The 26,990-nt window shown below is 73.7% G+C and carries 25 protein-coding genes; 9 read left to right on the top strand and 16 right to left on the bottom strand.

Annotated elements, in window-relative coordinates; translation table 11 throughout:
- Positions 1–87: 87 nt before the first annotated feature.
- The 10 genes from DEI81_RS02720 to allB form a co-directional block, all read right to left on the bottom strand.
- Positions 88–771 carry an NTP transferase domain-containing protein gene (locus tag DEI81_RS02720; RefSeq protein ID WP_258368466.1) on the bottom strand — a complete coding sequence of 228 codons (684 nt, stop codon included), beginning with the start codon at positions 769–771 and terminating at the stop codon, positions 88–90.
- Positions 768–1,688, bottom strand: coding sequence for a factor-independent urate hydroxylase (gene pucL / locus DEI81_RS02715; RefSeq protein ID WP_111008991.1), 921 nt, complete (start codon positions 1,686–1,688; stop codon positions 768–770). Before pucL ends, DEI81_RS02720 begins: the two co-directional genes overlap by 4 nt.
- A gap of 4 nt (positions 1,689–1,692) precedes the next feature.
- The gene (uraH, locus tag DEI81_RS02710) at positions 1,693–2,022 is read right to left on the bottom strand and encodes a hydroxyisourate hydrolase (protein WP_111008990.1); all 330 of its coding nucleotides are present in this window, start codon (positions 2,020–2,022) and stop codon (positions 1,693–1,695) included.
- Positions 2,019–2,513: a 2-oxo-4-hydroxy-4-carboxy-5-ureidoimidazoline decarboxylase gene (gene uraD, locus DEI81_RS02705; protein WP_111009327.1), complete on the bottom strand. Its 495-nt coding sequence runs from the start codon at positions 2,511–2,513 to the stop codon at positions 2,019–2,021. The genes uraH and uraD overlap by 4 nt, the downstream gene beginning before the upstream one ends.
- On the bottom strand, positions 2,500–3,399 hold the full coding sequence (locus tag DEI81_RS02700; protein WP_111008989.1) for a MurR/RpiR family transcriptional regulator: 900 nt from the start codon (positions 3,397–3,399) through the stop codon (positions 2,500–2,502). The genes uraD and DEI81_RS02700 overlap by 14 nt, the downstream gene beginning before the upstream one ends.
- Entirely contained in the window at positions 3,396–4,673 is a 1,278-nt protein-coding gene (locus DEI81_RS02695; protein WP_258368464.1) for an allantoate amidohydrolase, read from the bottom strand. The genes DEI81_RS02700 and DEI81_RS02695 overlap by 4 nt, the downstream gene beginning before the upstream one ends.
- A complete protein-coding gene (locus DEI81_RS02690; RefSeq protein WP_111008988.1) occupies positions 4,670–5,917 on the bottom strand; it encodes an alanine--glyoxylate aminotransferase family protein in 1,248 nt (415 codons plus the stop codon). Before DEI81_RS02690 ends, DEI81_RS02695 begins: the two co-directional genes overlap by 4 nt.
- An 81-nt stretch (positions 5,918–5,998) precedes the next feature.
- Positions 5,999–7,645 carry an AtzH-like domain-containing protein gene (locus tag DEI81_RS02685; protein ID WP_258368463.1) on the bottom strand — a complete coding sequence of 549 codons (1,647 nt, stop codon included), beginning with the start codon at positions 7,643–7,645 and terminating at the stop codon, positions 5,999–6,001.
- Complete coding sequence (locus DEI81_RS02680; RefSeq protein WP_375334755.1) at positions 7,635–8,819, bottom strand: acetamidase/formamidase family protein; 1,185 nt, start codon at positions 8,817–8,819, stop codon at positions 7,635–7,637. The genes DEI81_RS02685 and DEI81_RS02680 overlap by 11 nt, the downstream gene beginning before the upstream one ends.
- Positions 8,812–10,188 (bottom strand): allantoinase AllB, encoded by a 1,377-nt coding sequence (gene allB, locus DEI81_RS02675; protein ID WP_111008987.1) that lies wholly within the window; start codon positions 10,186–10,188, stop codon positions 8,812–8,814. The genes DEI81_RS02680 and allB overlap by 8 nt, the downstream gene beginning before the upstream one ends.
- Positions 10,189–10,470: 282 nt before the next feature.
- On the opposite strand from allB, the gene DEI81_RS02670 reads away from it, so the two are divergent.
- Positions 10,471–11,349 (top strand): FAD binding domain-containing protein, encoded by an 879-nt coding sequence (locus DEI81_RS02670; RefSeq protein WP_111008986.1) that lies wholly within the window; start codon positions 10,471–10,473, stop codon positions 11,347–11,349.
- Positions 11,346–14,132 (top strand): molybdopterin cofactor-binding domain-containing protein, encoded by a 2,787-nt coding sequence (locus DEI81_RS02665; protein WP_111008985.1) that lies wholly within the window; start codon positions 11,346–11,348, stop codon positions 14,130–14,132. The genes DEI81_RS02670 and DEI81_RS02665 overlap by 4 nt, the downstream gene beginning before the upstream one ends.
- Before the next feature lie 49 nt (positions 14,133–14,181).
- Here the strand turns inward: DEI81_RS02665 and DEI81_RS02660 are convergent, their stop codons facing one another.
- Positions 14,182–14,985, bottom strand: a complete 804-nt coding sequence (locus DEI81_RS02660; protein ID WP_111008984.1) for a ferritin-like domain-containing protein — start codon at positions 14,983–14,985, stop codon at positions 14,182–14,184.
- Between the two features lie 290 nt (positions 14,986–15,275).
- Here DEI81_RS02660 and DEI81_RS02655 point away from each other — a divergent pair, with 290 nt between their 5' ends.
- Both DEI81_RS02655 and DEI81_RS02650 read left to right on the top strand, forming a co-directional pair.
- Positions 15,276–15,830 (top strand): histidine phosphatase family protein, encoded by a 555-nt coding sequence (locus DEI81_RS02655; protein ID WP_111009323.1) that lies wholly within the window; start codon positions 15,276–15,278, stop codon positions 15,828–15,830.
- A 79-nt stretch (positions 15,831–15,909) separates the two neighbouring features.
- A complete protein-coding gene (locus DEI81_RS02650) occupies positions 15,910–16,914 on the top strand; it encodes a hypothetical protein (RefSeq protein ID WP_111008983.1) in 1,005 nt (334 codons plus the stop codon).
- Here the strand turns inward: DEI81_RS02650 and DEI81_RS02645 are convergent.
- Positions 16,808–17,362 carry an AAA family ATPase gene (locus DEI81_RS02645; protein ID WP_111008982.1) on the bottom strand — a complete coding sequence of 185 codons (555 nt, stop codon included), beginning with the start codon at positions 17,360–17,362 and terminating at the stop codon, positions 16,808–16,810. The genes DEI81_RS02650 and DEI81_RS02645 overlap by 107 nt on opposite strands.
- 130 nt (positions 17,363–17,492) lie before the next feature.
- Between DEI81_RS02645 and DEI81_RS02640 the strand changes: the two genes are divergently transcribed.
- Positions 17,493–17,939: a hypothetical protein gene (locus tag DEI81_RS02640; protein WP_111008981.1), complete on the top strand. Its 447-nt coding sequence runs from the start codon at positions 17,493–17,495 to the stop codon at positions 17,937–17,939.
- 293 nt (positions 17,940–18,232) lie between these two features.
- Complete coding sequence (locus DEI81_RS02635) at positions 18,233–18,685, top strand: hypothetical protein (protein WP_111008980.1); 453 nt, start codon at positions 18,233–18,235, stop codon at positions 18,683–18,685.
- Positions 18,686–18,712: 27 nt separating this feature from the next.
- On the opposite strand, the gene DEI81_RS02630 is transcribed toward DEI81_RS02635, so the two are convergent.
- Positions 18,713–20,014, bottom strand: coding sequence for an amidohydrolase family protein (locus DEI81_RS02630; RefSeq protein WP_111008979.1), 1,302 nt, complete (start codon positions 20,012–20,014; stop codon positions 18,713–18,715).
- A gap of 134 nt (positions 20,015–20,148) precedes the next feature.
- On the opposite strand from DEI81_RS02630, the gene DEI81_RS02625 reads away from it, so the two are divergent.
- A complete protein-coding gene (locus DEI81_RS02625) occupies positions 20,149–21,582 on the top strand; it encodes an amidohydrolase family protein (RefSeq protein WP_111008978.1) in 1,434 nt (477 codons plus the stop codon).
- 40 nt (positions 21,583–21,622) lie between these two features.
- Here the strand turns inward: DEI81_RS02625 and DEI81_RS02620 are convergent, their stop codons facing one another.
- On the bottom strand, positions 21,623–22,147 hold the full coding sequence (locus DEI81_RS02620) for an AAA family ATPase (protein WP_111008977.1): 525 nt from the start codon (positions 22,145–22,147) through the stop codon (positions 21,623–21,625).
- A 115-nt stretch (positions 22,148–22,262) separates the two neighbouring features.
- Between DEI81_RS02620 and DEI81_RS02615 the strand changes: the two genes are divergently transcribed.
- Complete coding sequence (locus DEI81_RS02615) at positions 22,263–23,909, top strand: APC family permease (RefSeq protein ID WP_111008976.1); 1,647 nt, start codon at positions 22,263–22,265, stop codon at positions 23,907–23,909.
- Between the two features lie 78 nt (positions 23,910–23,987).
- On the opposite strand, the gene DEI81_RS02610 is transcribed toward DEI81_RS02615, so the two are convergent.
- Together DEI81_RS02610 and DEI81_RS02605 are read right to left on the bottom strand one after the other, a co-directional pair.
- Entirely contained in the window at positions 23,988–24,941 is a 954-nt protein-coding gene (locus DEI81_RS02610) for a PDR/VanB family oxidoreductase (RefSeq protein ID WP_111008975.1), read from the bottom strand.
- Entirely contained in the window at positions 24,938–25,567 is a 630-nt protein-coding gene (locus DEI81_RS02605; protein ID WP_258368461.1) for a helix-turn-helix domain-containing protein, read from the bottom strand. The genes DEI81_RS02610 and DEI81_RS02605 overlap by 4 nt, the downstream gene beginning before the upstream one ends.
- A 146-nt stretch (positions 25,568–25,713) precedes the next feature.
- Between DEI81_RS02605 and DEI81_RS02600 the strand changes: the two genes are divergently transcribed.
- On the top strand, positions 25,714–26,990 hold a 1,277-nt coding region (locus tag DEI81_RS02600; RefSeq protein ID WP_111008973.1), incomplete at its 3' end, for an amidohydrolase family protein.

The raw sequence follows: 26,990 nt of genomic DNA, 5'->3' as shown, positions 1-26,990 counted from the left end.
AACCCCTGCTGAGGAGCAGTTTCAAGCCGCCGTCAGGAGCTCGGCGGAGCGGTCAGGATCGCGATGTCGTGTATACGAGGAACCGGGTCAGGGCGTCGATCCGGCCGGCCGGTCGTGGTCGGCACCGTCCCAGAGGTCGCCGCACTCGACCCGCTCCACCCCGTGCTGCCGGAGGTACGCTCCGGCCCCGCGGTCGCCGTGCAGGGACGCCGCGAGCGGTGCCCAGTGTGCGCGCCCGACGAGCACGGGATGCCCCGGTCGGTCGCCGAACACCGCCTGCCGGAGGCGGGCACGGCGGCCTCCGTGCGGTCCGCAGGGACCGGGCGGGTCCACCTCGAGCAGGCGTCGGACGGCAGCGACGGGGAGCTCAGGGAGGTCCACGAGGGTCACGAGGACCGCGTCGGCGCCGCCTCGTGCGCCGTCGTCGTCACACGAGCGGTCGTCGGGTGCGCGGTCGCCGTGGGCGACCGCGACCAGTCCGGCGCGGAGCGACGCCCCCAGCCCCTCCGCCCAGGCGTCGGCGACGACGACCCGGACGGCCGGATGGTCGGGTACGAGCGGCCGTGCGACATCGGCGGCCGCTCCGAGGACCACGACGACGGTCCCGCAGCCACCGTCGAGCAGGGTCCGGACGGCGCGCTCGACCCAGGGGCGTCCGTCGGCACCCCGGACGAGTGCCTTCGGTCGGCCCATGCGGGAGCCCGCGCCGGCGGCGAGCACGAGGCCGACGACCGTGCTGCCGGAACGCTCCCCGGTCGCGTCGGTGGTCACACGAACCCGGGTACCGACGTCCACGCGGCGGGGGCCTCGGCGACACCGTCGCGGACGACCGAGCCGGAGATGAGTCCGTACGGGCGGTCGGCGGCGTAGAACACCTCGTTCGGGTTGTCGAGGCCGAACGGCGCGAGGTCGACGAGGAAGTGGTGCTTGTTCGGCATCGAGAAGCGGACCTCGGCGATCTCGGGGAAGGCTTCGATGGCGGCGCGGCCCATCGCGAACAACGTCTGCTGCAGCGCGTACGAGTGCAGGTCCGCGAAGGTCGCGAGCGTGCGCTCGAGGACACCCGCGTGGGTGGCGTTCCAGTCGATGCCCGCCTCGACCGCCTCGGGCAGGTACCGCCAGCGCGCCGTCACCGAGGTCGCCAGGATCCGGTCGTCGGTCTCGGCGAGCGTGGTGTAGCGGTCGCGGGGGAATCCGTGGAACTCGCTCCCCGTCGACTTGAGCACGGTCAGGTCGGTCACGCCCGCGAGGACGTGGACGTCGTCGCCGTCGACCTGCACGACCGCGGTGCGGGTGCCGCTGCCGGCGCGGACGAAGGCGTGGTCGTGGTCGCGGCCGTCCACCGGGATGCGCGCCCACCCGTGCTGGTCCGCGGTCAACGTCGCGCCCTCGTACCAGTCGAACGCCGTCGTGAAGTGTCGGCCGAGACGGAGCAGGAACTCCTCGGGGCTGTGCACGCCGTGCTCGCGGGCGAACGCGTAGACCGTGTTCTTCTGCGTGTCGGTCGCCAGGACCTTCGCGTTGTCGCCCGACGTGTACGAGTCGGCGAGGGCGGCACCGCGGAGCTGCGTCGTGATCGTCAGGTCCTCGATCTCGTGCCGGTCGGTGTCCCGCGTCACGCGGACGAGGCGGACCTCGGCCTTGCCGTACTGGTTCGGGCCCAGGTGCACGCTGGATGTGTCGGTCATGGGGTCAGCTCCCTCGGTAGGTGGAGTAGGCGAACGGACTGATGAGCAGGGGCACGTGGTAGTGGCCCGCCGGGGGTTCGGGCACGACGAAGGTGACGTCGACGCGCGGGTGGAATACGGGGAGCCCGAGTCGCGCCCAGTGCTCCCCCGTGGCGAACGTCAGCGTCCACGCGCCGGGCGGCAGGAGGTCCGGGCCGAGGTCCCCGACCCGGCCGTCCTCGTCCGTCGTGCCGACCGCGACCACGGAGCCGGCGGCGTCGGTGAGCGTGACGGCGATGCCCGCGGCGGGCCTCCCGTGCGTCGTGTCGAGGACGTGGGTGGTCACGTGGCTCATGCGACGCTCCGTTCGAGCCGGAGCAGGGCGATCGCGCGGAGCTGCTCCGCGACCTCGGCCCGCTCGGTGTCGTCGTCGTCGTCGAGTCGCCGCCGGAGCTCGGCGAGGATCTCCGGACCCGTCCTGCCGGCGGCACGGATGAGGAACACCCGGCCGAACCGCGCCTCGTACGCGACGTTGCCCTCGCGGATCGCGGCCGCGGTCGTGGCATCCGTGTCGGCGGAGGCGGCCTGCTCAGTCCGCGACGCCGCGGCGCTCGCGCCGGTGCCGGTCGCCCGGTCGCCGATGCGGGGGTGGTCGGCCAACGCGGCCTCGACCTCGTCGTCGGTCCAGCCGGCCGCGAGGTCGCCGGCGTGCTGCGCGAGCGCGGCGGTCGTCGCGTACGGACGGGCGGACACGACCGCGTCCACCCAGCGCGGGACGTCGGCCCAGCTCCGGACGAGCGCCGCGGCGGCGTCCGGGTCGAGGGCGTCGAACTCAGTCACGTCCATGGCGGTCCTCCCCCGGGTGCCGCTGCGGACCTCCCGGTCGTCCTGTGGGGCGCCGACGGTCGCCCTCGTCGAGTTCGCCGAGCGCGGCGTAGGTGCTGGCGATGGCGGCGACGCGGTCGCGTCCCGCCGGGCCGCTCGCGTCGTACACGTCGTTCGCGATGGCCGCGACGACCGCCGCCATCGCGGCGAGGCTGTCGAAGGCGGACGGCGAGTCGACCGGACACAGCACGAGGGTGCGTGCGGACGCTGCGAGCACCGCGGCGGTCGGGTCGGCGATGACGACGACGTCGGCACCGTTCGCGACGCACTGCTCGACGAGCGCGCCGACCACCGCGGCGTGCCGACGCACGGTCACGACCACCACGAGGTCCTCGGCCCCGACGTCGGCGACGTCCTCTCCGACGCTCTGGCCCGCGGAGGGAGCGAGTCGCACGTCGGCGCGGACCTGGGCGAGCTGGGCGCGCAGTTGGAGCGCGATCGGATGGGCGTTGCGGACCCCGACCACGGTGACGCGTCGGGCGTGCACGATGCGGCGCGCGAGTCCCGCGCGGTCCGCCCGGCCGAGGGAGGCGAACGCGGCGTCGAGGTTCCGGCGTTCGACCTCGCGCGCGTTGACGTGCGCGGCGTCCTCGGCGGACCACGGCAGGCCGGCACCGCGGGCTGCCATGAGTGCCTCGCGGACGTCGGCGGCGTCGCGGTAGCCGAGCGCGCGGACGAGCCGGCTGACGGTCGCCTTCGACGTGCCGGCCTCGGCCGCGGTCTCCGCCGAGGTGCGGAGGACGAGGAGCTCGGGGTCGTCCCGGACCACGGCCGCCACCCGTCGTTCGGCCGGGGTGAGGTCGTCCCAGACCCGGGCGATCCGGCTCCGGAGGTCCGGCGCCGTCACGGGCCGACCTCCGCCGCCGCCAGCGCCTCGACCGCGGCGACGAGCGCGTCGAGCCCGAGGGCGATGTCCGCCACCGACACGAACTCGTCGGGGTGGTGGCTGATGCCGTCCGGGTTCCGGAGGAACAGCATCGCGACGTCCGTCACGAGGCCGAGCGACATCGCGTCGTGGCCCGCCTTCGAGAACAGCTCCGGTGGGGTCGGTTCGCCGGTCGCCCGGATGCCCGTCCGGACGGCGTCCATGAGCCGCGGTGCGCAGAACACGGCGGGCGCGGCGTGCACCTCGGTCGGCGTGATCGTCAGGCCGCGGCGCTCCGCGATCCGGTCGAACTCCGCGACCAGGGCGTCCCACACACGGTCCCGTCCGTCGTCGAACTCGCCCCGGAGGTCGACGGAGAGCCGCGCGTGCCCCGGGATGACGTTCACCGCGCCGGGTTCGACCGTCATGGTGCCGACGGTACCGATGTGCTGCTCGGCCACGCAGGTCCGTTCGACCGCGAGGGCCACCTCGGCCGCGCCGAGCAGCGCGTCGTGGCGCATCTCGTACGGTGTCCCGCCCGCGTGCCGGGCCTCCCCGACGACCTCGACGCTGAACCGTCGCGCAGCGGCGATGCTCGTGACAACACCGAGTGCCTGCCCGGACCGGTCGAGGAACGGGCCCTGCTCGATGTGGGCCTCGAGGTACCCGGCGAGCGATCCGGCGTCGACGGCGGCCTCCCCGACCCGGGCGGGGTCGAGCCCGAACGCGGTGAACGCGTCGCGCAGCGTCGTGCCGTCTCCGTCGGCGAGGTCCCACCACGCGTCGTTCCACACGCCGGCGACCGCGGATGAGCCGAGGAGCGCTTTGCCGAAGCGGGTGCCCTCCTCGTCCGAGAACGCGACGACCTGGATCGCGAACGGCAGGTCGTGGACGCGGTCACCGAGCAGCTCGACGAGCGCGATGCCCATGAGCACGCCGACGATGCCGTCGTACCGTCCGGCGTCCACCACGGTGTCGAGGTGCGAGCCGACGAGGAGCACCGGTCGGGGATCACCGTCGGCACCGAGCGCCGCCACCCGTCCGTGTAGGTTGCCCGCGGCGTCCTGCCACGTCCGCAGCCCCGCCTGCTCCATCCACCCGGCCGCGATCGTGTTCGCCCGCGCGTGCTCGGCGGACAGGTACACGCGGCGGATGCCGCCCTCCATCGAGGTCACGGCGGCGAGCTCGTCGCAGCGGTCGGCGATCGTCGCGGCCCGTGCCGCCGCCGGACGGGAGGCGCGCGTCGGCTCCGTCACCGTGCCTCCCGGTCCACGGTCGGCGTCGCGCGCACGCCCGCGTAGACGTCGAGCGCGGCGTCCACGCCGCCCCCCTGCGGAACCGCGACGCCCGCACGACGGAGGCACTGCTCGAGCGCGGCGAGGGTCGTCACGACGGCGTCCTTCCGGGCGTTCACCCCCATCGTGCCGATCCGCCAGACACGACCGTGCAACGGCCCGAACGAGGTGCCGATCTCGATGCCGTGGTCCTCGAGCATGGCGGAGCGGACCCGGTCGCCGACGACGCCCTCGGGGATCTCGACCGCGACGACGTTGTGCATCTTGTGGGCGACGTCGCCGAACACCCTGAGTCCGAGCGCGCGGACCCCCTCGAGCATCGCGGCGCCGGCCAGGGCGTGCCGGGCGGCGAAGGCATCGCGCCCCTCGTCGAGCAGCACACGGGCGCACTCCCGCGCGGCGTAGAGCATGCTCGTGGCCTCGGTGTGGTGGTTGAGGCGTCGCGGCCCCCAGTAGTCGAGAACCATGCCGAGGTCGAAGTAGTTCGACCGGATCGGGTCGTCCTGCACGTCGTCGCCCGGCTCGCGGATGCCGGCCTCGACCGAGTGCCGTGACCGCACGACCGCGACGGCGGCGTCGGACAGGCTGAGGGGCGCACTGCCCGAGGGACCGGACAGGCACTTCTGCAGGCCCGCGGTGACCGCGTCGATCCCCCAGGCGTCCATCTCGAACGCGTTGCCGCCGAGGCTCGCCGTGGCGTCCGTGTAGAGCAGGACGCCGTGCCGGGCGCAGATCGCGCCGAGCTCGTCGAGCGGTTGGTTCATCGTCGTCGACGTGTCGCCCTGCACGATCGCCAGGACCGTGGGCCGGGTCGCGATGATCGCCTCCTCGATCACGGACGGCGGGAACACCTGGCCCCAGTCGGTCGTGATCGTGTGCACCTCGGCCTGCGCGCGGGTGGCGATCTCGACGAGCAGGTGGCCGAAGCGCCCGAACACGGGCACGAGCACCCGGTCACCCGGCGCCAGCAGGGACACGAGCGCGGCCTCGATCCCGGCGCGCGAGGTGCCGTCGACGAGCACCGTGGCGTCGTTGTCGGTGCCGAACACCTGGCGGTACAGGCCCTGCGTCTCGGTCATCGTCGCGGTCATCCACGGGTCGTACTGCCCGACGAGCGGGGTCGACATCGCCCGGAGCACGCGCGGGTCCGCGTTGACCGGGCCGGGACCCATGAGGAGTCGTGCGGGCGGGTCGACTGGCTGCATGTGTGTTCCTTCCGTTCCACGGTCGACGCTACTGGGCCGGTCGTTTCAGGCGTGTAACAGGTGCCGCCACTCGGTTGCCGCTCAGCGCCGCGGCGTGCCGAGCGACACGGCGAGGTCGATCAGCGCCACGTCGCGTCCCGGTGGGCCGACGAGGCAGACGCCCACGGGTGCGCCGTCGACCATGAGGAACGGTGCGGACACCGCGGGCAGACCGCCCACCCCGGCGACGGCCGTCATGCGGAGCGTCGCGGTACGGAGCACCTGGACGTCCGCCGCGTCGGCCGTGCGCAGCGGCGCGGGGCCGGGCACGGTCGGGAGGCACAGGACCCGTCCGTCGAGCGCGGTCCGGACCGCGGTGCGGAGCTCGGCGAGTCGGCGGCGGGCCGTGGCCTCGGCAGCGGCGTCCACGGCGGCGGCCGCGTCGAAGCGTGCGAGCACGTTCACGCCGAGGGCGTCGCGGTGCGCGGTCACCCAGGTGCCGTCGTTCCGCCACGCCTCGGCGGCCTGGACGACGCGGAGGGTCTCGGCGAGCTCGTCGAGCGGCGGCAGCGCGACCTCGTCGGGCTCGAGCCGGGCCGCCGCGAGCCACCGCCGGAAGGCAGCGCCGGTCGCGGGCTGGACGGCGTCGAGGAGCGCTCGAGACACGACCAGGTCGGCGGCGTCGAGGGGCGGGTCGGCGGCGTCCCGGTCCGGCGGCGCATCGGCGGGGCCGGATGCACCGGACGCGACCGCGGCGGCGCGGACGGTCGCGGCGTCCCGGGCCAGCCACCCGATCGTGTCGAACGCCTGCGCGAGCGGGAGCAGTCCCTCCCGGTCCACCAGACCGTGCGTCGTCCGGAGCCCCCAGAGCCCCTGGTACGAGGCGGGGACGCGGACGCTCCCGGCCGTGTCGGTGCCGAGCGCCAGATCCGCCTGGCCGAGCGCGACGGCGGCCGCCGGGCCGGAGGTCGAGCCGCCCGGCATGCGGTCCGGCGCCGCGCCGTTCGGCGGGGTGCCCGTGTGCGCGTTGCGGCCCGCGATGCTGTAGGCGAACTCGTCGGTCCGGGCGATGCCGGTGATCGAGGCGCCCGCGTCGAGGAGGGCACGGACGGCCGGAGCGTGGGTGGTCGCCGGCGGGGCCTCGCGCTCCCACACCGGGTTCCCCGCACCGACGACCTGCCCGCGGACGGCGAACAGGTCCTTGACCGCGACCCGGACGCCGGCGAGCGGGAGCGCGGTACCGGCGAGCGGGAGCGCTGGGTCCCGTGCTCCTCGGTCCGGCGTCGGCACCGACGCCCCGGGCACCAGGGGGTCGCCGACGACGCGCCAGATCGTCCGGTCGAACGCGGGTGCCCGGCCGGTCACGTGCGCGGCGGCGATGCGCCAGGAGCCCTCCGTGCGGCGCCAGAGCTGCGTCTGGATGCCCCGGCCGCCGCTGTCGAGGTGCGACTCGGCCACCACCAGCACGACGTCGTCGGTGAGCGGTCGCAGCTCGGTCCGTCCGATGCTCCGCCCGGGCACACCGCCACGCGCCGAGCGGAAGGCGCTGATCCGGTCGTGTCCGACGAGCAGCCCGGCCGCGTCGGCGCGGAGGGTCTCCGGCCCCGGCTCGAAGAGCGCGTCGAGGACCGCGACGTCGTCGGTGAGCAGCGCCGCCTCGTAGCGGTCGAACGCCGCGTGCAGGCCCTCGGGCCAGCTCGGTCCGGTCACCGTCGCGCGCGGGTCGACCCCGCCGACCTCACCGGTCACGGGGCACCGCCGGACGGGGCACCGCGGCACGGGGCACCGCGGCGAAGTCGGCCACGCGGATCGTCGCGTGCACCCCGCACACGAGGTCGACGACCTGCGACACGCGGAAGTCGGTCGCGGCGCTGAGGTACGCGTACGCGATGTGCTCGTCGACACCCCACCGGGCACGGACGAGCGTGATCGCCTGGCGGACGCATCGCCGGACTGCCTCGTCGAGGTCGGCGTCGAGGCCGGTGGGCACGAGGTACTCCGCGGTCTCGCCGAGCGGTCCGGCGAGCTCACCGAACTCCTGCAGCGCACGCTCGCGCGGCACGACGTCGACCCGGAACGTGGCGCGGAGCGAGGCCTCCATGGCGGTGAGCGCGACCTCGCCGTCCCCCTGCGCGAAGTGCGGGTCGCCGACGTACACCCCGGCGCCCGGGACCTGCACGGGCAGGTGCAGCGTCGTCCCGGCGGTGAGCAGCGCGATGTCGAGGTTGCCGCCGTGCGGGCCGGGCGGCACCGAGTGCGGGCGGAGGTCGTCGGACACCTGCACGCCGACGATGCCGAGGAACGGCCGGAGCGGGAACGTCACGAGGCGCGGACCGTCCTCGGCGACCGGCAGACGGCCGCGCAGTTCGCCGTCGCGCTCGACCACGTCCGCGAACACGCTCACCGGGAGTTCGCCGCGCGGCATCTCGCCCGGGAGCGCCCCGCGGCCGTGCCGGTTCGACACGATCCCGTACGGCACGCGGGGCAGCGCCTCGAGCAGCGTCATCGACACGAGGTCGCCGGGCTCCGCGCCCGCGACGGCGACCGGCCGCGAGACCACGTGCGGCCCGTCGACCGGGTCGCGACGGAGCTCCTCGGTGATCGCGACGGCGTCGTCGAGCACGAACTCCCGCGGGACGCCGTGCCGGGCGAAGAACGCCACCGGATCGCCGCCCTGGTCCGCGAGGATCCCCTCGTGGCTCACGGTGTCGAACGTCACGGTGTCGCCGGGCTGCACGGTCGTGACCGGCCGGTCGTCACGCGCCGGGAGGCGCCCCCACAGCACGTCGCCCGGTCGCGCTTCGACGAGGTGGTCGCCCCGCACCGGTCCGGTCCCGGGTTGCAGGACGCCGTCCGGGAGGACCGTCCCCCACTCCGTCACGTCCGCCCGCTCCACGGCGCGTCCCCCCTGCGGCTCAGGCACGGCGGAGCAGCCGTCCTGCGACCGCGGTCACGCCCTGGTCGGCGGTCGCGACCTGCGCGCCGTGCAGCCACGTGCGCGTGACGCGGCCACGGAGGGTCCGTCCGTCGTAGGCCGAGATCGGGTTGCGGTGCTCGAGCGCCTCGACGTGCACGGTGTCCTCGGCGTCGGGGTCGAACTCGACGAGGTGCGCGACGGCGCCGGGCGCGATCGCCGCACGGTCGGTCACGCCGACGAGGGCGGCCGGCCCGGTGGTGAACGCGGGCACGATCCGCTCCAGCGGCACACCTCGCCGGGCCGCCTCGGTCCACGTCGCGCGGAACCCGACCTGGAGGCCCGCGATGCCACCCCAGGCGAGGCCGAAGTCGCCGCCGCTCCCCCGCTTGAGGTCGACCGTCGACGGCGAGTGGTCGGTGACGACCATGTCGATCGTGCCGTCGAGCAGGCCCGCCCACAGGGCGTCCTGGTTGCCCGCCTCGCGGATCGGCGGGCAGCACTTGAACTCGGTCGCGCCGTCCGGCACGGACTCCGCGTCGATCGTCAGGTAGTGGGGGCAGGTCTCGACCGTGATCGGCAGGCCCTCGTCCTTGGCGGCGCGGAGCATCGGCAGCGCCCCGGCGTCGGACAGGTGGAGGACGTGCGCCCGTGCCCCGGTCGCGCGGACGCCGTCGATCACCCGGGCGATCGCGTCCTCCTCGGCGGCCGGTGGCCGCGACGCCAGGAACGCGCCGTACCCGGTGCCGAGGGCTCCGCCGTCCGCGAGGTGCGCGGGGTCCTCGGCGTGCACGATGAGCACGCCGTCGAACGCGGCGATCTCCGCCAGTGCACGCCGGAGCTGGTCGGCGTCGAGGTGGCCGAACTCGTCGACGCCCGAGGGTGCCAGGAAGCTCTTGAAGCCGTACACGCCGGCGTCCCACACGGGCCGGAGCGCACCGAGGTTCTCGGGGACGGCGCCGCCCCAGAACCCGACGTCCACCGCGACCCGACCCTCGGCCCGCTCCCGCTTGACGGCGAGTGCGTCGACGGTGGTGGTCGGAGGCACCGAGTTGAGCGGCATGTCGACGATGGTCGTGACACCGCCGAGCGCCGCGGCACGGGTGGCCGACGCGAAGCCCTCCCACTCCGTCCGGCCCGGCTCGTTCACGTGCACGTGCGTGTCGACGAGCCCCGGGAGCAGCACGCGGCCGGCCGAGACCTCGACGACCGGCACCTCCACCGGTGCGTCGAGGGGCAGCACGGCGTCGACGAGGCCGTCCCGCACGAGGACCGTGGCCGGACGGAACGCGCCGTCCGTCCAGACGCGGTGGCCGCGGACGGCGACCGGCGCGGTCGCGTGCACCGTGCCTCCCGGATCGGTTCGCTGAGGCTGCATGTCGGGAGGATCGCACAGCCGTGTTTCCGGCATGTCTCGGCGGGTGGGCCGACACCCCGCCAGCCGTAACCGGGCGGAAACACGCCGACCCCTCGGCCGAAACACGCCGACCGTAGCGTCGCTGCACACGAGGTCCGGCGGCGAGCCCGGATCCGGGACGGGAGGTCGCCATGGTCACGCACCGACGACCGCTCGCGGCGTGGAACCGGGGCATGATCGCGCACGGCCGAGGTCCGGTCGTCCCGCGCGTCCCCGTCCCCCTCCCGCAGATCGGATCCGTCCATGGACCTCGTCACCGTCCGCACCGTGCGGACACCCACACACCGCGACGACCTCGCCCTCGCACCCGGTGAGCGACCGCTCGGCGGCGGCACCTGGCTCTACTCGGAGGAGCAGCCGGGCCTGACCGGGCTCGTCGACCTCACGACGCTCGGCTGGCCCGACGTGGAACGCACGAGTGAGACGCTCACGATCGCCGCGACCTGCACGATCGCCACCCTCGTCCGCACCGCCCCCGACCCGGACTGGACCGCGTGGCCGCTCGTCGGTCGGTGCGCGAACGCGCTCCTGGCCTCGTTCAAGATCTGGAACGCGGCGACGGTCGGCGGGAACGTCGCGGTCGGGCTCCCCGCGGGAGCGATGATCGCACTCCTCGCGACGCTCGACGCGACGGCCGTCGTGTGGACCCGCGACGGGGCCGAGCGCCGGACGGCCGTCGAGCACCTCGTGCAGGGCGTGCGGACGCTCGACCTGCGGGACGGCGAGGTGCTGCGGGCGTTCGAGGTCCCGGTCGCCGCGCTCCGCCACGAGACCGGGTACCGACGGGTGTCGCTCAGCCCGCACGGACGGTCGGGGGCGCTCGCCACCGCGCGCTGGGGGCGTCCGGGTCGGTCGGGCCCGCCCGGGTCCTCCGGCGTCCCCGGCGGCTTCACGCTCGTCGTCACCGCCGCGACACCGCGCCCGGTCGTGCTCCGGTTCGCCGCGGTCCCATCGCACGACGCGCTGGCCGCCGTGCTCGCCGACGTCACCGACTGGTACGACGACCCACACGGGAGCCCCGCGTGGCGCCGCGCGGTCAGCGTGCGGTTCGCACACGAACTCCGGGACGAGGCCGCCGCGTCGGTCGGCTGCCCCACCGGCCGGACCGGGGAGGCGTCGTGAGGCTCCACGTGGACGGCGCCGAGCTCGAGGTCGCCCCGCAGCCCGGTCAGGTCCTCCGGACCCTGCTCCGCGAGCACGGCGTGACGGCCGTCAAGAAGGGCTGCGACTCCGGCGACTGCGGTGCCTGCTCGGTCCTCGTCGACGGCACACCCGTGCACGCGTGCATCACGCCGGCCCATCGGCTCGACGGTGCGACCGTCACCACCGCGGCGGGGCTCGGGACGCCGGAGGACCCGCACCCCGTGCAGCGTGCCTTCGCAGACGCGGCCGCGTTCCAGTGCGGGTTCTGCACCGCCGGGTTCGTCGTCACCGCGTCGACCCTGACCGAGGACGACCACGCCGACCTGCACCGGAAGCTCAAGGGCAACCTCTGCCGCTGCACCGGCTACCGGGCGATCGAGGACGCGCTCGCCGGTGTGCGGAACACCTGCACGCCGACCACCGGCGACGCCGTCGGCACCTCGGTGGCCGCCCCGGCGGCGATGCGCATCGTGACGGGCCGCGAGGAGTACACGCTCGACGTCCGGAAGACCGAGGCGCTCCTGCACGTCGCGGTGCTCGGCAGCCCCCACCCCCACGCACGCATCACCGCGATCGACGTCACGGACGCGGAGGCCCTGCCCGGCGTCCACGCGGTCCTCACCCACCACGACGACCCCGGTGTCCTGTTCTCCACCGGACGCCACGAGTCGCGGCTCGACGACCCGGACGACACCCGCGTGTTCGACCGCGTGCTGCGGTTCCGCGGGCAGCGCGTCGCGGCCGTCGTGGCGGACAGCGTGCGCATCGCCGAGCAGGCGTGCGCCCTGGTCCACGTCGAGTACGAGGTGCTGCCGAGCGTGCACGACCCCGACGCCGCCCGCGTTCCGGGCGCGCCGCTCCTGCACGGCGACAAGACCACGGACGAGCACCGGATCGCGGAGCCGGGTCGGAACGTCGTCGCCGCGTTCCACGACGAGACCGGGGACGTCGAGGCCGCGCTGGCCGCGTCGGCCGCGACCGTCGAGGGCGAGTGGACCACCGGCCGGGTCTCGCACGCGGCGCTCGAGACCCACGCGACCCGCGGGTGGTTCGACGACGACGGCCGACTCGTGCTCCGGACCTCGACGCAGGTGCCGTTCCTGGTCCGCGACGAGATCGCCCGCGTGTTCGGACTCGACCCCGAGCGGGTGCGGGTGCTCGCCAAGCGGGTGGGCGGCGGGTTCGGCGGCAAGCAGGAGATGTTGACCGAGGACCTCGTGACGCTCGCCGTCCTCCGGACCGGTCGGACCGTGCAGTACGAGTACGCGCGACGCGACGAGTTCACGATCGCCCCGACGCGGCACCCGATGCGCGTGCGGGTCCGACTCGGTGCGACCGCTGACGGGGTCCTCACGGCCCTCCATGTCGACGAGACCATGGACACCGGTGCCTACGGCAACCACGGCATCGGCGTCATGTTCCACTCGGTGAGCGAGTCCGTCGCCGTGTACCGGTGCGCGGCCAAGCGCGTCGACGCCGAGTCCGTCTACACGAACAACCTGCCCGGCGGGGCGTTCCGCGGATACGGACTCGGGCAGGTCGTGTTCGCGATCGAGTCCGCCATGGACGAACTCGCGCGCCGCCTCGGCATCGACCCGTTCACGATGCGCCGCAGGAACGTCATCGTGCCGGGTGATCCGCTCGTCGTCACCGACCCCGACGAGGAGTCCGACCTGCACTTCGACGGCAGCTACGGACTCGACCAGTGCATCGACCTGGTCGAGGACGCCCTGCGGACCGGACCCGACACCGCCGCGCGGGATGCCCTCGTGCCGCGGATGGACGGCCCCGCGCTCGACCCCGCGTCCGGCGACTGGGCGTTCGGATCGGGCATGGCGCTGGCGGCGATCGCGACGCTGCCCCCGCGGGGCCACCACGCCCACGCCACCGTGGCGCTGACGCCCGAGGGGCGCTACCGGATCGGCGTCGGGACGGCCGAGTTCGGCAACGGCACGACGACGGTGCACGCGCAGCTCGTCGCAACGGCGCTCGCCACCACGCCCGACCGCGTCGACATCCACCAGTCGGACACCGACGCCGCCCGGCACGACACGGGTGCGTTCGGCTCGGCCGGGGTCGTCGTCGCGGGCAAGGCCCTGTACGCGGCCGCCCTCGACCTGCGCGAGGCGATGACGGCCCGGGCCCTCGACGTCGTCGCAGCGCGGACTCCGCGGACGGCGTCGGGCATCCTCGGACCGAGCGTGACCGTCGAACCGGACGGCGTCCGGATCGGGCACGAGTTCGTGTCCGCCGCGGAGCTCCTCGCCGACGGTCCCCTCGTCGCGCACGGCCACCACGACGGCACGCCGCGATCCGTGGCGTTCACGGTGCACGGGATCCGCGTCGCGGTGCATCGACCGACGGGCGAGGTCCGGATCCTGCAGAGCGTCCAGGCGGTCGACGCGGGCACCGTGATGAACCCCGAACAGCTCCGCGGCCAGGTCGAGGGCGGCACCGCGCAGGCGATCGGCTCGTCGCTGTACGAAGAGGTCGTGCTCGATGACACCGGCCGCGTCACGACCGACAGCTTCCGGAACTACCGGGTCCCGAAGATCTCCGACGTGCCGCGGACCGAGGTGGTGTTCGCCGTCACGCACGACCCCCTCGGGCCCCTCGGCGCCAAGTCCATGAGCGAGGCACCCTACAACCCCGTCGCGCCGGCCGTGGCGAACGCGGTCCGCGACGCGATAGGCGTCCGTCCCCACCGCCTCCCGATGACGCGGGACCGGGTCTGGGCGCTCACGAACGGGGAGGCGGGCTGAGCGGGGTGGTCGGCATCGCATCACGGAAGATCCTGACGGTGCGCGCGGGTCAGCTCGCCGCGTCGATCGCCACCTCGGGGCCGAGCAGGTGCGGACGGTCGTCCGGTTCCGACGGTTCGCGGGAGGGCCCGCTCCAGAGGGCTGACCGCGCGACGGAACGGAACCGCCGGAGTGCACGACCCCAGTAGCCGAGCGGTCGCCGTCCGCATGCACGGAGCGCCTCGGCGTGGTCGACGCACAACACCGTCGCAGCTCCGACGGCGACGACCCACCACGCGACCCCGACGGCGGCCCTCGTGAGGTCGGAGGCGTCGGCGAACCCGGCTCGGAGTCCGTCGACCTGGAACCGGAGGTGCTCGCGTTCGTCCGTCCGGATGCGCTCGCCGATCCCGCGCAGGATCGGATCGGGAGCGTGGTCCGCGAGCGCTTCGAAGTACTCGACGGACACCGCTTCGGCGATCATGAACAGCGCGATCTCGGTGCGCAGCCCGAGCAGACGTCGCAGTCGGGTGAACGCCGAGTCGGACCAGTGCCTCCGGAGCGAGGGTGCGCCCATCCGGCGGAGGCCCACGCCGAACAGCGCGGAGTGCTTCTGCTCCTCCGACACGAGCAGCTCCAGGGCCCGCGTGTACACCGGGTCGCCGGCCGCCCTCGCCTTGGACAGCAGCCGGACCCCGTCGCCGCCCTCACCGAGCTCGAGGCGTTGGAACGACCGCACCAACCCACGCCGCTGCCGGTCGCTCAGCACGACGGGAGCCGACCGGTCCCAGTCCCGTTCGAGTCGCTGCTGTCGCGCGGTGTTCGCCTCGAAGTACGCGACCCAGGGGTCGAACCCCGACGACTGCGCATCCACCAGCGCTGTTCGTGCAGGGTGCTCGGTGCCTGCTGCGGTCCATGTCGTCCCCGCCGCGCTCGACCTGTCGTCCATCACAACTCCCCTCCGTCGGACCGCTGCCGGTCCGCTCCGTCGACGCGCCTCGCTCCGGTGTCGGACCGGGCGCTGGTGGGACGATCGTCGTCGTCGGGAACCCCGCCGTCGTCAGCCGCCGGGACGAGGTCGCTCGGCCGGACGACCGAGTGGACGTCAGTCGACAGGCCTGCAGCACCACCGCCGCGTGCTCGCGGCCTCGGTACCGTCTCCACATGCCGTGGACGTTCATCACCCATCCAGAAGTGACGATCGAACCGATGGCGCGCGTCGAGGACTGGGGCCTCTCGGCAGCGGGACGGGCGCGCGCCGCCCATGCGGTGGAGGTCGTTCCGCGTCCTGCACACGTCGTCAGCAGCGCCGAGCGGAAGGCCCGGGAGACGGCGACCGTCCTGGCCGCGGCCCTCGGCGTCGAGGTCGTGGTGGACCGCGAACTCGGCGAGATGGACCGGAGCGCGACCGGCTACCTCCCGCCCGACGAGTTCGACGTGACCGTCGACGCCTTCTTCGCCGAACCCACGTCGTCGATCCGAGGATGGGAACGAGCGGTCGATGCGCAACGACGGATCGAGCGTGCCGTCCGGAGGCAGTTGACGAACACGCGGGACTCCGTCGCGTTCGTCTCGCACGGCGGCATGGGCGGTCTCCTGCTGGCGAGCCTGACCGGCGCACCGATCAGCCGAGGCCTGGACCAGCCCGGGCTCGGGAGCTGGTTCACGTTCGACCCCGGCACATGGCGCGCCCTGTCCGGGTGGCAGCGGCTGGATTGACGGGATCGGTCGTCGGCGGCCCCACAGATCCACCGGGCGGAGGACGTCGCGCCGGCCACCGTCCCGCTAGCGTCCTCGGATGACCGTCGCACCGACCAGCCGGAGCCGCACGACCGCACTCGCCGTCGGTGCCGGATCCGCCGCGGTCGGGTTGCTGCCGTGGATCATCACCGGCATGCGGCTGCCGCTGCAGAACCTCTGGGCGTCCGACGTGACCTCGCCGCACCAGATGCCGATCGCGCTCCTGCCGTTCAGCCAGTACGACGTCGCGCTCATGGCGTCGATGCTCGTCGTGGGCGGCGCACTCGCCGGCGTGCTGTTCCGCGCCGTGCGCGTGCCACGGACGATCGGCACGGTGCTGGCCGCGCTGATCGGCGTGTTCGCGCTCGACCTCGTCGCGGTCGTCGAGTCGGCCGTCGTCACGGGGGTCGGACTCCGTCGGCCGACGGGGTACGTGTCGACGTTCGTCACCCCGGAGCAGGTCTACCTGTTCGGGTTGGTGGTCATCGCGCTGTCGGCGACCGTGGTCGCACTCGTCGCCTGTTCGCTCGTCGTCGCTGTTCCGGCCCCCGGGCCCGTGATCGGCATCGCGCTCGCCGCGGCGACGCTGACGGACTGGGCCGACGCACTCGTCGTCCGGCCGACCACGGCACCGCCGACCTGGTCCGCGGATCTGCTGTCCGTGTCCCACCTGTTGCCGGGGCTGGCCGTCGGTGTCGCGGTCGGCTCGTTCTGGCAGCGCCCGTTCGGTCGGCAGATCGTCGGGGCCGTCGTCGCGTTCGGGCTGGCGTGGATCGGACCGACCTCGATCGCGGCGCTGACCGGCGCGCTCGGGTCCCGCGCGCTGCTCACGGTGCCGAGCGAGTTCGCGGACTTCGCGGTCCTCCTGTTCACCAACGAGGCACGGTCGTGGCAGGTGTGGGGTGGGGTCCTGATCGGCGTCATCGTCGCCGTCGCGCTGATCGTCGTGCGGTCCGTCAGAGCGCGAGCGACCGCAACCACGCGTCCGCCTGGCGCTGCGAGCGGAGACGGACGACACGGAGCTGCGGCCAGTCGCGCTCAGCGGCGACGACGTTCGCTCTGATCCGTGCGCGGCCCTTCCAGCCCCAGCGGATGATGTGCTCGGGGTTCCCGAAGAACGTCCGCAGCGGCGGTTCGACGTTGCCGTTCCAGAGCTCGACGCGTCGCACCGACCGTCGGATCGTCCGCAGCACGAGGCGGGACATGTGCAGGAGCACCGGGTAGTCGAGCGCGACGAGCGTGTCCGCACGCGAGACCACGAGGTCGCCGAGTTGCGACGTGTACGCCCACTCCGTGACCCACCTCGGTTCGCGCGTGAACGCGTCGACCGCCTCGACGAAGTCAGGTCGGGGCGTCCAGCCCGGACCGTGGAAGAGCGCGTCGACCTCGGTGTGCGGCAACCCGGCGACGCGTTCGATCTGCTGCGCGAAGGTGGTCTTGCCCGCGCCGGACGGCCCGGCGACCAGGACGCGCTGGGGCGGCGGGGTCAGGCGGTCGGAGGAGTCGAGCACATCCCGACCCTAGACAAGGGCGCCGCGTTCCTCGTCCTCGCGGATCTGGCGCCGTCTCCCGCCACCTCGCTGGTCGGGATGCCAGGATGACCTACGGCACGTCGCACCGGCGGCGGTCGGGAAGGCAACGATGTCGAAGCGGACGTACGCGCAGCACCTCCAGGCGATGATCGAGCGCGCCGGGTCCCTCACGGCGCAGGAGGCCGAGGCGCTCGGTCGCCTGTGGAAGGCCGACGAGGACATCGTGCTGCCCGAGCCGAGCTGGGCGTTCGAGATCCAGGGGGGCATCGACGTCCCCGTCGTCACGAACGTGCAGCTCGTCGCCGCCTGGGAGCACGCGCTCCACGCTGCGGGCACCGCGGGCCGAGTCGACGAGATCGAAGCCGCGCAGGACGCCGGCCGTGCGGCTGCACGCGACCTCCGTCACATCCACGACGACGAACTCGCCGAGGACGGCGCGCAGGAAGCCGTCCGTTCCGCGGTACTCGCGGCCGGCGTCCGCGACCTGATCCCGGACGACGAGTACCAGACGCTCACCACGGCATGGCGGCGCGTGCTCGGCGAGCTGCCCGCCTGAGCTGCTTCGCCACCAGTCAGCGGAGGGATGGTCATCGCAGGAGGGTCTCCGTCACCGCGGTGGCCACCGTCCGAGCCGTACGCGACACTCCAGCGTGATGACCCCTGCTCGGTCTGCCCGGGTCCGGACCGCCGCCACGCCGGTGCTGAAGGGTCGCCCCGACCTCCGCGGGTCGGCAGACTGACCCGGTGTCATCGCTCGACCCTGGTCCGGCCCTGCATCGTCGGCACACGCGATCGGGCCGCCACTCCGGCGAGCTCTCCCGGCGTCCGCTCGTTCTCACGATCGCGGCGATGACCGTCTACACACTGCTCCTCGCGGCCGGCGTGTTCCTCGCTCTCACAGCGGTGCAGGAGCACGCCGCACTCGATGAACCGGTTCACTGGGGCACGTATCGGGAGACGCTCTGGGAGTGCACGGTGGGTCGCGAAGGCAGGACCTGCACCTCGACCGGGACATGGACGAGCGACGACGGAGGCACGGTAGCGCACGACGTCGAGTTCGACGGGTTCGATGACGACGACGGGGCCCACCCCGGCGATGCCGCGCGCGCGGGCTACCGGACGTTCGACGCGGATGACGACGGCCTGCCTGCCACGGTCTGGGACGAAGAGGGGATCGACCAGACGTGGATTCCCCCAGCGGTGCTCGCGCTGGGGTTCCCAGCGTTCGCGGTGGTGCTCGCCGGTCAGTGGGGCGACCTCCAGCGCCTCGCGGAGCGCTGGCGCCGGCGATCTCATCGGTAGGCGCACCTGAGGCCGATGCCGCTCCGGTCAGGCGACCACCGCAGGCGTCCGAGCCAACCGCTCCCGCAGCCGGGCCGCCAGCTCGCGCTCGTCGGCGGCCACGAGCCTCCCGTCCCGGACGACGACGCGGCCGCCGACGACGACGTGCCGTGGACGGCGACCGGGTGACGCCCAGAGGAGGCCCGCGACCGGGTCGTCGACGCCGGCATCGGCGACGCCCGAGACGTCCCACACGCACAGGTCACCGGCGGTCCCGGCACCCAGGTGACCGAGTTCCGGCCGACCGAGACCGGCCGCGGACCCGGCGGTCGCCATCCCGAGCACCTGGCGGGCCGGGAGCTGCGGGCCGACGAGCGCGGACACCTGCATGGCCAGACGGGCGTCGGCGAGCAGGTGGCCGGCGTCGTTGCTCCCGCCACCGCTCGTCCCGAGTCCGACGGCGATCCCGGCGTCGGCGAGCCGGGCGACCGGCGCGATTCCCCAGCCCATCGGCACGTCGCAGCCCGGCGCGTGCGTCGCGGTGACACCGGCCGCGGCGAGTCGGGTGATCTCGTCGTCCGTGACGTCGCAGAGGTGCGCGATGGTGACGTCCGGTGCGAGCCAGCCCCACTCCTCCAGGAGGTCGATGGGGCGTCGGCCGGACCGCTCGAGCGCGATCGCGGTGTCCACCTGTTCGTTCGCCTGCGTCCGCCGCCGGAGGCGGTGGCGCGCGGCGACCTCACCGAGTGCCAGGAAGGTCTCGCGCGCGTCGGAGTGCACGCCCGCCGGCCCGACCGCGACCTGGAGGCGACCGTCCGGGTCGACGCCGCCCACGGCCTCCCGGTCGAGCAGGGCGCCGACGATCGCGTCGGCCGACGCCGCGGCCTGCTCCGGGTCGTCACGAGCGGAGCCGCGGACGAAGACGAGTCGGCCGCCGAGTGCGCGGACGGCGTCGGCCGTCGCCCGCGCGAGCGCGACGGTGTCCTCGGGCGTGGCGTCGGTGGGCCAGTTGAGGTGGTGGTCGGCGATGGTCGTCACGCCACTCAGGAGGCCCTCGGCGGCTCCCACGGTCGCCGCCAGTCCGTACAGCTCGGGGTCGTGCCCCGCTCGTCCGTAGGCGGCGGCCATCGCGGGGAGCCAGTCCGCCATCGGGACCCCACGCGTTCCGGGCAGGGTGCGGAACGCCGTCTGCAACAGATGGTGGTGTGCGTTCACGAGTCCGGGCGTGACGACGCAGCCCGTCGCGTCGAGGGTGGAGGACTCCGCGTGGCCGTCCTCGAGGACGACGTCGCCGCCGCGCTCCGTGCCGGGATCGACGAGGACACGGACGGCGCCGGTGACGGTGAGCATGGGGCCGTTGTAGCAGCGCAGTGTTTCCGGGCGGTGGCGGTGTGTTTCGGCGCGATGACGAGGGGGCGGGACCCGCCGACGCTCGTGATCGATCGGAAACATCCCCGGAACACGTCGCCCCTAGGGTCACAGGCATGGCCCAGACCCTGATCCGTGGCGGGTGGGTGCTCACCGGAGCGCCCGAGTCCGTCCCCGTCGCCGGTGTCCCCGCACACTCCGACGCCTCGCCGACGCCCGCCGCGATCCGTGACGGTGCCGTCCTCGTCGACGGCGATCGCATCGCGGCGGTCGGCACCTACGACGACCTGCGGGCGGCGAACCCACACGCGGTCGTCCGCGGCGGGGCGTACGACATCGTGACGCCCGGGTTCGTGAACACGCACGGGCACTTCAGCGAGGGGCTCATCACCGGCATCGGCTCGCAGTACACGCTGTGGGAGTGGCTGCAGGAACTCATCGCACCCGTCAACCCGGTCATGACGCGGGACAAGGCGTACGCGGGGACGATGCTCCAGGGCATCCAGATGCTCCGCAGCGGCGTGACGACGGCGAACGACATGTTCTGCTCGGACCCGATCCCGGGCGACCCCGCCACGCCGGGCGTCGTCCAGGCGCTCGACGAGCTGGGGCTCCGCGGCGTGCTCTCGTTCGGGTCCGGTGACGTCGACCGGGACTTCGGGCCCGCGCCGATCCTCGACGAACTCCGTGTGCTGGAGGAGGCAACCGCCGCGAGCCGGTACAGCTCGTTCCGCGTCGGGATCTCCTCCATCGGCCGCTACACGGACGCAGCCTGGGAGCAGCACATCGGGTACGCGGTGGACGGCGGCCACGGCATCCACATCCACATCCACGAGGTGCGCGAGGAGGTCACCGCGGCGCGACAGCGCACCGGCAAGACCGTCGTCGGGCACGCGGCGGCCACCGGCATGTTCGCCGTCCCCGTGATCGCCGCGCACAGCGTGTGGGTGGACCGGGAGGACCGGCAGCTCTACGCGGAGCACGGCGTCGGCGTCGCACACAACCCGGTCGCGAACGGCATCCTGGCGAGCGGCATCGCGCCCGTCGCCGAACTCCGCGCCCTGGGCGTCCCGGTCGGCATCGGCGTGGACGGTCCCGCCTCGAACGACTCCCAGGACTTCCTGCAGGCGATGAAGACCGCCGCGCTGCTCGCCCGGATCCGCGATCTGCAGGCGACCGCGATGAGCGCCCGCGAAGCGTTCGAGATGGGCACCATCGGCGGCGCCCGGGCACTGCGGATGGACGGCGAGATCGGCTCGCTCGAGCCCGGCAAGCGCGCGGACGTCGTCGTGTTCGACGGCGACAGCCCGGCGCTGGCGAACGTGCACGACCCCTACCAGGCGGTCGTGTTCGTCGCCGGGAGCCGCGAGGTCAAGGACGTGTGGGTCGACGGCGAGCTGAGCCTCGCCGATGGCGAGGTCACGCGCGTCGATCCGGCCGAGGCCGTCGCGCGGGCTCGGCCGCTGGCCCAGCGGCTCGTCGCCGAGGCGGGGTTGTCCCGGCTGTCCGCGCTCGGCGGGGCCCCGCTCGAGGGCACGGAGCGGCCCTGAATCGGGAGGCCCGTGGGCACGGGTCCGCAGGCCTCCGGCCCTAGCCGGCGCGGACCGCTGCGGCGATCCGCTGCGCCGCCTGCGTCGGGTCGATGTGCGTCGTGTCGACCACCTCCGCCTCGGCGTGGAGCCAGGTGCGAGCGGCCTCGGCGTAGGGCTCCAGGCGCGAGAAGCGGAACGTCGACGGGCCGAGGACCGGGTCGTTCTGGATCCGGTCGCGGATCGTCTCCTGGTCGGCGTGCAGGACGAAGTGGCGGACCGGGATGTCATGCGCGGCGAGGCCGTCGCTGATCTCGCGCCAGTACCGCTCGACCAGGACGGTCATCGGCATGACGAGGATCCCACCGGTGTACTGCAGCACGCGTCGGGCGGTCTCGACGACGAGCGGTCGCCAGGGCGCCCAGTGCTGGAAGTCGTCGGTCGCCGGGAGGCCCGGTCGGATGTCCATGAGGACCTCACCGACCTTCTCGGCGTCGAGGACGCGCGCGTCCGGGAGCATCTGCTGCACGAGCGCGCTCGTCGTCGTCTTCCCCACACCGTGGGTGCCGTTGATCCACACGATCATGCGCGGGACTGTACCGGTCGCACATGCCGACACGGACCTCCCGGATGTCGGCGCGCCGTGGTCCACGGGCGGCTCGAGTCGTGCCAACCGACGTGGATCGGGGTACGACGGGTGCATGGTCAGCGCGAGTCCGGTCCCCCAGTCCGCCACGAGCGAGGACAGCCACCTCAAGCAGCGGCTCGGCTACTGGTCCCTGGTCGCCACGGGAATCGGCAGCGTCATCGGTTCGGGCTGGCTGTTCTCCGCGATGTACGCCGCACAGACGGCGGGGCCGGCAGCGCTCATCGCGTGGGTGATCGGCGGCGCGGTCATGCTCGCGGTCGCACTCGTGTTCGCCGAACTCGGCATGGTGCACCCCGAATCCGGTGGGCTGGTCCGGTACCCGCTGTACTCGAACGGCCGCTTCGCCGCGAGCATCGTGGGCTGGAGCATGTGGGTCACCTACGTCGCCAACCCGCCGACCGAAGCGTCCGGGGTCGTCCAGTACGCCAGCTCGTACATCCCCGGGCTCTTCCGCCACGGCCAGCTGACGTTCCCCGGGATCCTCGTCGCCATCGGCCTCATGGCGGTGTTCGTCGTCGTCAACTACTTCGGTGTGCAGTTCTTCGCACGCAGCAACAACATCGTCACCGCGGTCAAGATCTGCATCCCGACACTGACCATCGTCATGCTGTTCGCGAGCGGGTTCACGCACAGCGGTGGCGCGGGTGGCACGCACAACTTCGCCGCCGGCGGCGGGTTCGCCCCGTACGGCATCGGCGCGGCCCTCGGCACCATCGCGACCGCGGGCATGGTGTTCGCCTACACCGGCTTCCGCAACATCGTCGAGCTGTCGGGCGAGGCCCGGAACCCGCACCGGAACATCCCGGCCTCACTCGTCACGACGATCCTCGCGGCGATCGCGCTCTACCTGCTGCTGCAGCTCGCGTTCATCTTCGGCGTGCCGCAGCACCTGCTCGGCAAGGGCTGGAGCGGCATCGACTTCAACTCGCCCTTCGCGCAGCTCGCCATGCTCCTGGGCATGACCTGGCTGTACTGGGTCCTCATCGCCGACTCCATGGTCTCGCCGTCGGGGTCGGGCATCGTCTTCACGGCGTCGAACGCGCGCAACATGTTCGGCCTGGCGAAGAACCGGTTCTTCCCCTCGTGGTTCGCCAAGGTGCACCCGGGATCCGGCGTGCCGCGGCGGGCGCTCATCACGAACTTCCTGGTGGGCATCCTGTTCCTGCTCCCCCTGCCGAGCTGGCACGCGATCATCGGCGTGACGGGCACGCTCATCGCGTTCACGTTCTCGATCGGATCGGTGTCGGTCGTCGCGTTCCGTCGGTCGGGTCTGGCTGACCGCGCGGCACGCCTGCCCGGGATGTCGGTGATCGCGCCGTTCGCGTTCGTCGTGAGCGCGCTCGTCATCTACTGGGTGCCGTGGTCCGAGCTGGTCCTCACCATCCCGATCATCGTCGTCGGATTCATCTGGTACGCGGTCACGTACGCCCTGCAGCACCACGGTGCGGGTGAGGTCGTCGGCGGCATCTGGCTCGTCGCGTACCTCGCCGTCGTCTACGGCATGTCGGCGATCGGGAGCTTCGGCGGCCTCGGCCTCATCGGGGCGCCGTGGGACTCCGTCGTGCTCGCGGTGCTCGCGGCCGGCCTGTACGTGTGGGGCACGCAGTCCGGGATCCGCTACATGCGCTCGCGTCCCGAACTCGTCGACGAGCTCCGCGCGCAGCGGATCGACGCGGCGCCGTCCCCGTCACAGCAGTAGGGCGCGCGCGGACGACGAGCGCGCCGAGCAGCGACAGCGCAGTCGTCGTCGGCGCGCGCCCTCCGGCAGCGATGGGCCCTACAGGTCGAGCACGAGCCGGGGGCAGCCGCCGCGCGCCCGCGACACGCAGATCATCATCGTCCGCCCCTCGGCGTGCTCCTCGGCGCTGAGCACGGTGTCCCGGTGCTCGACCTCCCCCTCGAGCACGGGGGTCTCGCAGGTGCCGCACGTGCCCTCGCGGCACGACGACAGCACGAGCACGCCGGCGTCCTCGACGACGTCGAGCAGCGACCGGTCGGGAGGCACGGTGACGGTGATCCCCGACAGCGCCAGTTCCGCCTCGAACGGCTCCCCCGGTGCGGTGGCGTCATCGGCGGCCGTGAAGCGCTCGACGCGGACGGCGTCGGGGCCACGGTGGGCGCCGGCCGCCACGACCGCGTCCACGAGCCGCCGCGGCCCGCACGCGTAGACGACCGCGTCCGAGGGTCCCGCGAGCAGGCCCGGCACGTCGAGCCGGGTGCCCTCGTCGCCCGGGTAGAGCCGGACCTCGGCGGGGTGTGCGGCGGCGAGGTCCGCCGCGAACGCCATCCCCGCCCGATCCCGTCCCGCGTAGTGCAGGGTCCACGGGGTGCCGTCGGCCTCGGCCAGGGCGATCATCGGCAGGATCGGTGTGATCCCGATGCCGCCGGCCACGAACACCGCCGGGCGTGCGGGGTCGAACGCGAAGTGGTTGCGCGGACCGCGGACGGCCACGGTCTCGCCGGGCACGAGGACGTCGTGCACGGCGGCGGATCCCCCGCGGCCCTCCTGCTCGCGGAGCACGGCGACGCGCCAGTGCCCGTCCGCGGTCGTGGCGACGAGGGAGTACTGCCGCTCGAGCCCGGGCCGCACCTCGAGGTCGACGTGCGCCCCCGGGGTCCACGCGGGCAGCGGTGCCGCGTCCACCGGAGCGAGGTCGAGGGTGACGACGTCCCGGGCCACCGCGGTCCTGGCCGCGACCCGGACGGCGATGCGGGCCTCCTGCGCGCTCATGCCGCACCTCCGGTCGGCGCGGGCGTCTGCTTGACGACGATGAGGTGGAACCGCTCGCCGTCGGCGCTGCACCATCGGTGCGGCGTGCCGCCGCGGTAGTACGCGGAGTCGCCGACGCCGAGCCGCGTCACCTCCCCGGCGAGGTCGAGGAGCACCGCCCCGGCCACGACGGTGAGGAACTCGTCCTCGTGGTGTTCGTAGTGCTCGCCGGGGTCGGTGTTCGCGCCGATCCACTCGAGGGGCTCGAACGCGTGGCTGCCGCCGTGCACGAGCAGGCGGGCCGATCCCAGGGCGAACGGGCTCCGGGCACCCTCGTGGGCGCGGACGACCTCGGGGCGCGGGTCGTCGGGCTCGCGGAGCTGCGGGTCACCGGCGGCGAGCAGCGCGACCTGGCTCGTCCCGAGCGCGCCGGCGATCCGGTCGAGCGACACCATGCTCGCCCGGGTGTGCCCGCGCTCGAGCTGGCTGAGGAACGAGTGCGACAGTCCGCTCCGGTCGGCGAGCTGCACGAGCGTCAGGGACCGGCCACGTCGGAGTTCGCGGATGTGCTGGCCGATCCGGCGGGCCTGCTCGTCGACGACGCGCGTGCCGGCGGCGCCGGGGTCGACGACCTCGGTGGTGACCACGGGCTCCTCCATCGTGCTGGCCGCTGCGGGCGGCGTCGCGGGTCGTTACATGCGGCAACGGGGGCGAAACGCGCGGGAAACGTGGCCGCCCTAGCATCGGCGATGTTGATGCGATCAACATTTTGGCACACGAGCGGAGGGATCCCGTGAGCGCGACACTGCCCCGGCCACTGGCACTCCTGCGCCACGGACTGCTGCCCGACGGGCGCCGTGTCGACATCGCGATCGAGGGCGGCACGGTGTCCGAGGTCGCCCCGGCCGGCACGCTCACGGCGGACGCCGAGGCCACCCTCGACCTCGAGGGGCGTCTGCTCCTCACGGCCCCCGCGGAGCCCCACGCGCACCTCGACAAGGCGCTGAGCTTCGACCGGATCCGCCCCCCGCTCGGTGACCTCGGCTCGGCCATCGGCGCCTGGATCGCCCACGCGGCGGACATGACCGTCGACGACATCGCCGACCGGGCCCGCACCCAGGCCCTCGCGATGCTCGCCACGGGCACGACCGCGGTCCGCACGCACGTCGACGTGCTCAGCGGCGACGGAACGGCCACGACCGACCAGGCCACCCGCGGCGCACGAGCGCTGCTCCGGGTGCGGCGTGAACTCGCCGGCCTCATGGACATCGAGCTCGTCGCACTCGCCGGTCACCGCGCGCCGGACGCGCACGTCGAAGCGGTGCTCGACCTCGGGGTGGACCTCGTCGGCGGTGCCCCGCACCTCGCCGACGACCCGGACGCGGATCTCGACCGCCTCCTCGCGATCGCGGCGCGTCGCGGACTCGGCGTCGACATGCACGCCGACGAGAGCCTCGACGGGCCGGTCACGCTCGACCGCTACGCGCGGACGGTGCGGGACTGGCCACGGGACCGGCAGTACTCGGCGGGACACTGCGTGCGTCTCGGCACCCTGTCGCCGCAGCGCCGCGCCGAGGTGATCGAGGACGTGCTCGCCGCGGACATCGGCGTCATCACACTCCCGATCACGAACCTGTACCTGCAGGGCTGGCAGCACCCGGTGTCGACGCCGCGCGGTCTGACGGCGCTCCGGGCGCTCCTCGACGCCGGCGTCCGGGTGGCGGCCGGAGCGGACAACGTCCGGGACCCGTTCAACCCGGTCGGGCGGTCGGACGCGCTCGAGACCGCTTCGCTGCTCGTGACCGCGGGACACCTCACGCCGGAGGAGGCGTACCGGCTCGTCAGCGACGGCGCCCGCAGTGTGATGGGCCTCCCGCCCGCCGGGGCGGTGCCGGGTGCGCGGGCCGAGTTCCTGGCCATCGCCGCGTCGAGCCTCATCGAGGCCGTCGCCGAGGCGCCCGCGGACCGGCTCGTCGTCGCGCACGGCCGGCTCGTCGCGGTCACCGAGGTCCACCGCTCCGTCGCCGCGCCCACCCCCGCGCCGGCCGCCCCCGGCGACACCGTTCCCGC

Source organism: Curtobacterium sp. MCBD17_013 (assembly GCF_003234565.1).
Taxonomy (GTDB): Bacteria; Actinomycetota; Actinomycetes; order Actinomycetales; family Microbacteriaceae; genus Curtobacterium.
Note: the sequence above shows the minus strand (reverse complement) of the source record. Positions and strands in the feature narration are given on the sequence as shown.

Bases quoted from the DNA above. Each gene is read 5' to 3' on its own strand.
- pucL (WP_111008991.1), bottom strand. From the start codon at position 1,688: ATGACCGACACATCCAGCGTGCACCTGGGCCCGAACCAGTACGGCAAG.
- uraH (WP_111008990.1), bottom strand. From the start codon at position 2,022: ATGAGCCACGTGACCACCCACGTCCTCGACACGACGCACGGGAGGCCC.
- uraD (WP_111009327.1), bottom strand. From the start codon at position 2,513: ATGGACGTGACTGAGTTCGACGCCCTCGACCCGGACGCCGCCGCGGCG.
- DEI81_RS02690 (WP_111008988.1), bottom strand. From the start codon at position 5,917: ATGCAGCCAGTCGACCCGCCCGCACGACTCCTCATGGGTCCCGGCCCG.
- allB (WP_111008987.1), bottom strand. From the start codon at position 10,188: ATGCAGCCTCAGCGAACCGATCCGGGAGGCACGGTGCACGCGACCGCG.
- DEI81_RS02670 (WP_111008986.1), top strand. From the start codon at position 10,471: ATGGACCTCGTCACCGTCCGCACCGTGCGGACACCCACACACCGCGAC.
- DEI81_RS02655 (WP_111009323.1), top strand. From the start codon at position 15,276: ATGCCGTGGACGTTCATCACCCATCCAGAAGTGACGATCGAACCGATG.
- DEI81_RS02650 (WP_111008983.1), top strand. From the start codon at position 15,910: ATGACCGTCGCACCGACCAGCCGGAGCCGCACGACCGCACTCGCCGTC.
- DEI81_RS02640 (WP_111008981.1), top strand. From the start codon at position 17,493: ATGTCGAAGCGGACGTACGCGCAGCACCTCCAGGCGATGATCGAGCGC.
- DEI81_RS02635 (WP_111008980.1), top strand. From the start codon at position 18,233: ATGACCGTCTACACACTGCTCCTCGCGGCCGGCGTGTTCCTCGCTCTC.
- DEI81_RS02630 (WP_111008979.1), bottom strand. From the start codon at position 20,014: ATGCTCACCGTCACCGGCGCCGTCCGTGTCCTCGTCGATCCCGGCACG.
- DEI81_RS02625 (WP_111008978.1), top strand. From the start codon at position 20,149: ATGGCCCAGACCCTGATCCGTGGCGGGTGGGTGCTCACCGGAGCGCCC.
- DEI81_RS02620 (WP_111008977.1), bottom strand. From the start codon at position 22,147: ATGATCGTGTGGATCAACGGCACCCACGGTGTGGGGAAGACGACGACG.
- DEI81_RS02615 (WP_111008976.1), top strand. From the start codon at position 22,263: ATGGTCAGCGCGAGTCCGGTCCCCCAGTCCGCCACGAGCGAGGACAGC.
- DEI81_RS02610 (WP_111008975.1), bottom strand. From the start codon at position 24,941: ATGAGCGCGCAGGAGGCCCGCATCGCCGTCCGGGTCGCGGCCAGGACC.